Origin of the sequence: Aggregatilinea sp. (genome assembly GCF_036822615.1) — a bacterium.
Lineage (GTDB): Bacteria > Chloroflexota > Anaerolineae > Aggregatilineales > Aggregatilineaceae > Aggregatilinea.
Genome location: NZ_DAISHJ010000180.1, coordinates 1 through 7,148 on the forward strand (window position 1 = coordinate 1; position 7,148 = coordinate 7,148).

Genomic DNA, 7,148 nt, shown 5'->3' on the forward strand with positions numbered 1-7,148 from the left:
GACCGCCGAGCCGGAGACGCAGCCGGAACCCGCGACTCCGTCCGGGCGGTGGCTGGTCGCCCAGACCTCGGCCACGCTGCGCACGGTCGCGTCGCAAAACTGCGCGTGCTTCGGCATGGACGGCGTGCCGCGTTACGGGCCGGACGAAACCGGACCCGCGCGATCGCCCGCCGCGCTGAACGTGGCGATCACGCTGCGCGCCGGGCGCGAGAAGCGGCTGTCTTACGATGCGCTGCGCATGGCGCTGCTGCGCTCCACCGACAAGGACATGGTGTGGAGCGGCTTCGACGCGGCGCGGCAGCTTCAAGTGCTGTGGGTCTGGGACTTTTACCGCATTCAAAGCCACGTCGCGCTGCGGGCTGCGATCCCCGGCGAGGGGATCGTGCCGGAGCCGTGGCGGGCGTCCCTGGACGCGCTGCGCGCTGCCGGGCCGGGCGACAAGATCGAGATGGAAGTCACGTCCGCGTGCGGGGATTTCGACCAGACGCATACGCTGGCGCGCGGCGCGGTCGAGTGGGAGAAGGAAGCAATTAGCCGTTAGCAATGAGCTGTTAGCTAAGAGCTAAAAACTTCTCCATTCCCAAATACCGCGAAAATCGCATGTCGTAGGGGCAATTCAATGCTCTTTAACTTTTAAATTCCGGCAACACGATTCACGAGATTGCCCCCCTTTCCCCACGCAAGCGGAGGGAAGAGAAACAAATCAGAAGCCGGGCGGAGCAAGCCCCGCCCCTACAGGGGCAAGGTTTGTCTCCCCTCTCCAATTTTGATTGGAGAGGGGCTGGGGGTGAGGTGCCTTTACTCTGGTTTTTGCTAACTGCTCATCACTGACATCTGCTTTTCAGCTTTTTGAGCTAACCGCTAACTGCTGATCGCTAAGTGCTAAAAGGCTGTGCCATGACCGAAACGACTCTGATCCGAAAAGTGCTCGTCGCCAACCGGGGCGAGATCGCCGTGCGTATTATCCGCGCCTGCCGCGAACTGGGCGGCATCCAGACCGTCGCCGTGTATTCCGAGGCGGACCGCGAGGCGCTGCACGTGCGCTACGCCAACGAAGCCTATCCTATCGGCGCGCCTGCTCCGCGTGAAAGCTACCTGAACATCGGCAAGCTGATCGACGTGGCGCGGAAATCCGGCGCGGACGCGATCCATCCCGGCTATGGCTTCCTCAGCGAGCGCGCGGAGTTCGCGCAGGCCGTCGAGGATGCCGGGCTGGTCTTCATCGGCCCGTCGCCGGATGCCATCGCGCGCATGGGCGACAAGCTCGCGGCCCGCGAGATCATGATGGCGGCGGGCGTCCCGGTGGTGCCGGGCACGGAGCCGGGCCTCAACGACGACGAGCTGCGCGCGGCGGCGCCCTCCATCGGCTACCCGCTGATGGTCAAGGCGGCGGCGGGCGGCGGCGGCAAGGGGATGCGCGTGGTGCGCGAACCGTCCCAGCTTGATTCGGCGCTGGCAGCGGCGCACCGTGAGGCCGAAGCCGCCTTCGGGGATGGAACCGTATACCTCGAAAAGCTGCTCGAAGGGGCGCGCCACATCGAGTTTCAGATTCTGGCCGACCAGCACGGCAATACGATCCACCTGGGCGAGCGCGAATGCAGCATCCAGCGCCGCCACCAGAAGCTGTTCGAGGAATCGCCCAGCCCGTTCATGGATGACGACCTGCGCGAGCGCATGGGCGCGGCGGCGATCCGCGCGGCGCAGGCGGTCAACTACGTCAACGCCGGAACCGTCGAATTTCTGGTCGATCCCGATAAGAATTTCTATTTCCTCGAGATGAACACGCGCTTGCAGGTCGAGCACCCGGTCACCGAGCTGGTGACGGGTGTGGACATGGTCAAGGAGCAGATCCGCATCGCGCGCGGGCGGCGTATGGGGCCGGAGCACGGCGTCACGCTCAAGGGTTGGGCGGTCGAGTGCCGCATTAACGCCGAAGACCCGTATAACAATTTCCTGCCGTCGGTCGGCTGCGTCTCGGTGCACGTCTCACCGACCGGGCCGGGTGTCCGCCTGGACAGCGGCATTTACGCCGGGTACGAGGTCACGCCCTATTACGACGCACTGCTCGCCAAGCTGATCGCGTGGGGCGAGACGCGCGGTGAAGCGCTGCTGCGGATGCGCCGCGCCCTGGCCGAGTATAAGATCATGGGGCTGAAGACGAATCTGCCCTTCCACCAGAAGCTGATCGACAGCACGCGCTTTCTGGCGGGGCGTTACGATACGCAGTTCGTGGAAGAATATCTGCCGATGCAGGACGAGGCGCAGAACAGCCAGGACGAAGAAGTCGCCGCGATTCTGGCGACGGTCGTCGAGCACCTGTACCGGCAGCAGGCGTCGCAGATCGTGGCGCGGCCCAAGCGTGACGCGTCCAACTGGAAGTGGATCGGGCGCTACGAACGGATGCACCGCTAGCGACCCGCATCCCCTGACTGTCTTGCCTGGGTGTTTCGTCTCTCCGGCGTGCTGAACCGGCGCGGAGAGATGCTGCTGATGGCCTTCGGTGATCCTGGTTGCAGGAGGAAAACATGCGCAAGACGGTGATTTTGCCTGTGGTGGGGATGATGGTCGTGCTGGGCCTTGCGATCGCGTTCGGGCCGGTGGGCGTTCAGGCGCAGGGCAACCCGACGCCGACGCTGAACGTCGCCGGGGTGCTGGGGCAAAAACGCACGCCGACCGCCGGGGTCACCCCGGTGCAGCCGGAGCCGACGGAACTGCCCGCCGCGACCGGTACGCCGCAGCCGTCCGGCTCACAGTTGGTGTGGGTCCAGACGAACGCGGGCTTCAGCCCGATGGTGTTCAACGACGTAACCGTGGGCGGGCCGGTGGATACCTACGCGATGATCGGCGATCCGTGCGCGCAGGGGGTGTACTCGGCGGAGCTGCCCGTGTTCGAACTCCACCTGCTGTCTGATACGGGCTTTTTGCGCATTGGCTTTTTGGCGGACGACGGCAGCGCCACGGCCATGCTGCTGTGGGACTCCGTCCAGCAAACGTGGTGGTGCACCATCGATGCCAGCCCGGGCAGCGAGCTGACGTTTGATTCGATGGCTGCCGGAGATTATCCTGTTTATGTCGCGGTGCAGGGCGGCCCCGGCAAAATTAGCGGGCAGTTGTATATCACCGAAGAACAGCCCTAGAACCTGGATATGGGGCTTATTCCACCTGCCGGAGTGACACGCACGATGCCCCTGAAGCCCGGCTCTTGATGCAATCAGCGAACGGCACACGAGGGTTGTGCCGCCAGAACGTGAAAGGTCTTGGATGTCGTCCTCATCTATCGTGAAGAACTTGTTGAGCCTGAACACCCTGCTTGTGTTTGTGGTGATTGCGGTGATCCTGCGGGTGATGGGCGCAGACGACGTGCTGATCTTCGGCGCGTCGGCGCTGGCGATCGTGCCGCTGGCGGGCTTGATCGGCAGCAGCACCGAGGAAATCGCGGCACGGACCGGCCCGCAGGTCGGCGGGCTGCTGAACGCGACGCTGGGCAACGCCGCCGAGCTGATCATCACCATATTTGCGCTGCGCGAAGGGCTGCTTGAGCTGGTTCGCGCCTCGCTGATCGGCTCCGTGCTGGGCAACCTGCTGCTGGTGATGGGCGCGTCGATTCTGGCGGGCGGCCTCAAGAACGGGCTGCAAAAGTTTGACCGGCGCGTCGCCACCATGAACGCCACACTGCTGATCATGGCGTTTATGGCGCTGGCGATCCCGTCGCTGTTCGATGCGACGTTCGTAGAGCAAGACGCCTTCCGCTCCGAACTGCTGCTCAGCGAGGGCATCGCGGTCATCCTGATCGCGCTCTACGTGGCGAACATCATCTATTCGTTCTTTGCAGGCGGCGGCCCCGCCGAGAGCACTACAGTGCACCACGAGCCGAAGTGGTCCACGCGCACGGCGATCGGCGTGCTGGTCTTCGCCACGCTGGCGATCGTCGCCATGTCCGAATTCCTGGTGGGCACCGTCGAGCCGGTGGTTGAAAAACTGGGCTGGAGCGAGCTGTTCGTCGGCGTGATCATCGTGCCGATCATCGGCAACGTGGCGGAGCATCTCGTCGCGGTCCAGCAGGCGATCAAAAACCACATGGAGCTGTCGGTATCGATCGCGCTTGGCTCCAGCCTGCAAATCGCGCTGTTCGTCGCGCCGGTGCTGGTGTTCATCAGCCTGCTGTTCGAGGACAAGCTGATCCTGGCCTTCACGCTGCCGGAGGTCATCGCGCTGGCGGCGGCGTCGTACATCGCCGCGATGGTCGCGGAGGACGGCGAATCGAACTGGCTTGAGGGTGTGATGCTGCTGGCCGTGTATTTAATCATCGGGCTGGCGTTTTTCCTGCTGCCCGAAGCGACCCTGGCGACGCACTGAGCGCGCCAAGGGCAAAAGCAGACCTCACCCCCGGCCCCTCTCCAATCAAGTTGGAGAGGGGAGACAGGCAGCGCCCAGTGGGGTTCACGCTTGCCGTACCACTGAAAACTTGAGGGGCGCACTTGAGCCGCCCGTGTTTGTGATGAGGAGAAGCGAATGAAGTTCAGCCGCAGGTTGTTGAGTGTGCTTACCGCCGCCGTGGTGATTGCGCTGCCGGTATCCGCCGTCAGCTATCCGGCGCAGTCCGTGCACGCGCAAGAGGGCGCGCAAACCCCGGCGGAGATCTGCGACGCGGCGACGGCGGACCTTGCCGAGCCGGAAGCCACGCAGTTTGATTCCGCTGAAGACGTGCTGGAAGACGGCGTCGATTACGGCGCGATCTTCTGCACCGCGCAGGGACCGATCTATGTCGATCTGTTCGAAGACCTCGCGCCGGTCACCGTGAACAACTTCGTGTTCCTGGCGCAGCAGGGCTACTACAACAACACGACCTTCCACCGCGTCATTCCGGGCTTCATGGCCCAGGCCGGTGATCCGACCGGTACAGGATCGGGCGGTCCGGGCTATACGTTCGAGGACGAAACCGACAACGGCCTGACCTTCGACAGCTACGGCATCCTGGCGATGGCGAATGCCGGGGCCGATACCAATGGCAGCCAGTTCTTCATCACCTACGGCCCGACCGACTGGCTCAATGGCGCGCATACCATCTTCGGCAACGTGCTTCAGGGCATGGACGTGGCCGAACTGCTCACCCCGCGCGATCCGAACTCCGCCCCCAGCTACGAAGGCGACGCGCTTGAGACGGTCGTGATCGTGGACGATCCTGCTGCCGTGACGGTGACGCCGGACGCGTCGCCGAGCGTGGACCATTTCCAGATCCTGCTCAACGCAGCGGTCGATGGCATGCAGGACGTGCTGCCCGCTGTGCCTGAAGCGACCGGTCCGCTGGATCTGGATGGGACGGCGGCGCTGTGGGCCGGTGAAGGCGGCGATGCGGCAGTCGAGGCGGCACGCAGCGACCTGGAAGCACGTGGGCTGGTCGGCACGGCGTCGGTCGGCTTCCTGATGGACGAGTGCGTCGATCCCGAAACGCTGCCGATCTGGTACCTGAGCTACCAGATCGCGGACTTCGGCGCGGCGGACGCGGCGCAGGCCGTTATGGCGGACGAAACCTGGGCGAGCCAGTGGACCGACCTGGGCGTGTTCGAGACGGATGCGTCGACGGTGAGCCTCGACGGGCACCTGTACACGCGCCCCTCGGACATCTGCGGCGAGGGCACGTTCTACCGCGTGGAAGTGCCGCAGGGCCGCTACATGATCGTGGTCGAGGTCGCGCTGGCGGACAGCGCGATCAACGCGGACTCCAGCCCCAACGCCACCGAGTTTGTGGAATCGGTGTCGGCGGAACTGGTGAACGCGTTCCTGGGTGTTCTCGATCGCGGGAACGCCGCCACCACCGCAGAATAACCGTAAGGGCAGTCGAGGCGCGCATGAAGTACCAGACGATAGTCAACGGCAAGACCTACGAGATCGAGATCAACGAGGATGGCCGCCTGCTGGTCAACGGCGAGGAACACGAGCTTGATTTCCGCGTGCTGCGGGAAGGCGAGCTGTACTCGATGCTGCTGGACAACTGCAGCTTCGAGGCCGTGGTGGACCAGCGCGACGAGGTGTTGAACGTGCTGATGAACGGCAACCTGTTCGAAGTGCAGGTCACCGACGAGCGGAGCCGCCGTCTTTCCAGCGCGTTTATGCACTTTGGCGACACCTCCGGCGAGGTGCACATCCGCGCCCCGATGCCGGGCCTGATCGTACGCATCCCGGTGGAGGAGGGGCAGCAGGTGAGCAAGGGCGAAACCCTGATCATCCTCGAATCGATGAAGATGGAAAACGAGCTGAAAGCCCCGCGCGACGGCACGATCCACCGCGTCCACGTGACGACCGGCGCCAGCGTGGAGCAGAACAAGGTGCTGGTCACGCTCACGTAGGATCGCGTAGGTCAAGCGGGGGCCGCGTGCCTCGCAGGTAGGATATAATCGGCCCGCCAGGGTGAAGGCGCTCTGGCGGGCATTTTTACGGCGCGTCCCGGTACAGGGCCGGCGCGCCGGGTTCGGCTAGGATGCTGCATGCGGCAGGTGACCGTTTTGTCCCGGTGGATCGCGCGGGTGCTCGACGTCGTGTGGTTGGCGGCGCTGTCGGCTTACGTGGTGACAGGCGTTTCGGACATCCCTTTCCACGGTGACGAATCCTCGCTGGTTTTCATGAGCCGCGACTACGCGACGCTCGTCCAACAGCACGATTTCAGCGCGGTTTATTATGAGCTTTCCCCCTCGGATCCGGCGGCGCAGGAACTGCGCATCCTCAACGGCACGGTCGGCAAAATGGCGATGGGCCTGGCCTGGGACCTGGCCGGGCTGAGCGTGGACGATCTCAACGGACCGTGGGCCTGGGACGTGGACTACGACGTCAACGCGGCGCTGGGGCACATACCCGGCGAGCGGCTGCTGCGCGCCGCGCGGCTGTCGTCCGCGCTGCTGACGGCGCTGGGCGTGATCGCGGTTTTCGGCATCGCGCGATTCGCTACCGGAAGCCGGATCGCGGCCTGGATCGCCAGCCTCGTTCTGGCGACCGATCCCGCCGTGCTGCTGAATGGCCGCCGCGCGATGATGGAAGGGTCGCTGCTCGGGTTTGGGACGCTGGTGGTGCTGGTCGCCGTGTGGCTGGCCCGCGAACAGACCCGCGCCGCGACGCCCGCGCGCCTGTGGGCCGGATATGCCGCGTTTGGCGTG

At 64.6% G+C, this 7,148-nt stretch carries 7 protein-coding genes; all 7 read left to right on the forward strand.

Translation table 11 applies throughout. The features are described from left to right. The coding region (locus V7116_RS24795) for a hypothetical protein (RefSeq protein ID WP_324394684.1) at positions 1-541 on the forward strand (541 nt) is incomplete at its 5' end. Between the two features lie 356 nt (positions 542-897). Next, complete coding sequence (accC, locus tag V7116_RS24800) at positions 898-2,412, forward strand: acetyl-CoA carboxylase biotin carboxylase subunit (RefSeq protein ID WP_324394685.1); 1,515 nt, start codon at positions 898-900, stop codon at positions 2,410-2,412. 113 nt (positions 2,413-2,525) lie between these two features. Further along, positions 2,526-3,137, forward strand: coding sequence for a hypothetical protein (locus V7116_RS24805; RefSeq protein ID WP_324394686.1), 612 nt, complete (start codon positions 2,526-2,528; stop codon positions 3,135-3,137). Positions 3,138-3,261: 124 nt separating this feature from the next. Beyond that, the gene (cax, locus tag V7116_RS24810; protein ID WP_324394687.1) at positions 3,262-4,356 is read left to right on the forward strand and encodes a calcium/proton exchanger; all 1,095 of its coding nucleotides are present in this window, start codon (positions 3,262-3,264) and stop codon (positions 4,354-4,356) included. Between the two features lie 156 nt (positions 4,357-4,512). Beyond that, the gene (locus V7116_RS24815) at positions 4,513-5,826 is read left to right on the forward strand and encodes a peptidylprolyl isomerase (protein WP_324394688.1); all 1,314 of its coding nucleotides are present in this window, start codon (positions 4,513-4,515) and stop codon (positions 5,824-5,826) included. 23 nt (positions 5,827-5,849) lie between these two features. Beyond that, positions 5,850-6,347 (forward strand): acetyl-CoA carboxylase biotin carboxyl carrier protein subunit, encoded by a 498-nt coding sequence (locus V7116_RS24820; RefSeq protein WP_324394689.1) that lies wholly within the window; start codon positions 5,850-5,852, stop codon positions 6,345-6,347. Between the two features lie 138 nt (positions 6,348-6,485). Continuing rightward, the coding region (locus V7116_RS24825; protein WP_324394690.1) for a phospholipid carrier-dependent glycosyltransferase at positions 6,486-7,148 on the forward strand (663 nt) is incomplete at its 3' end.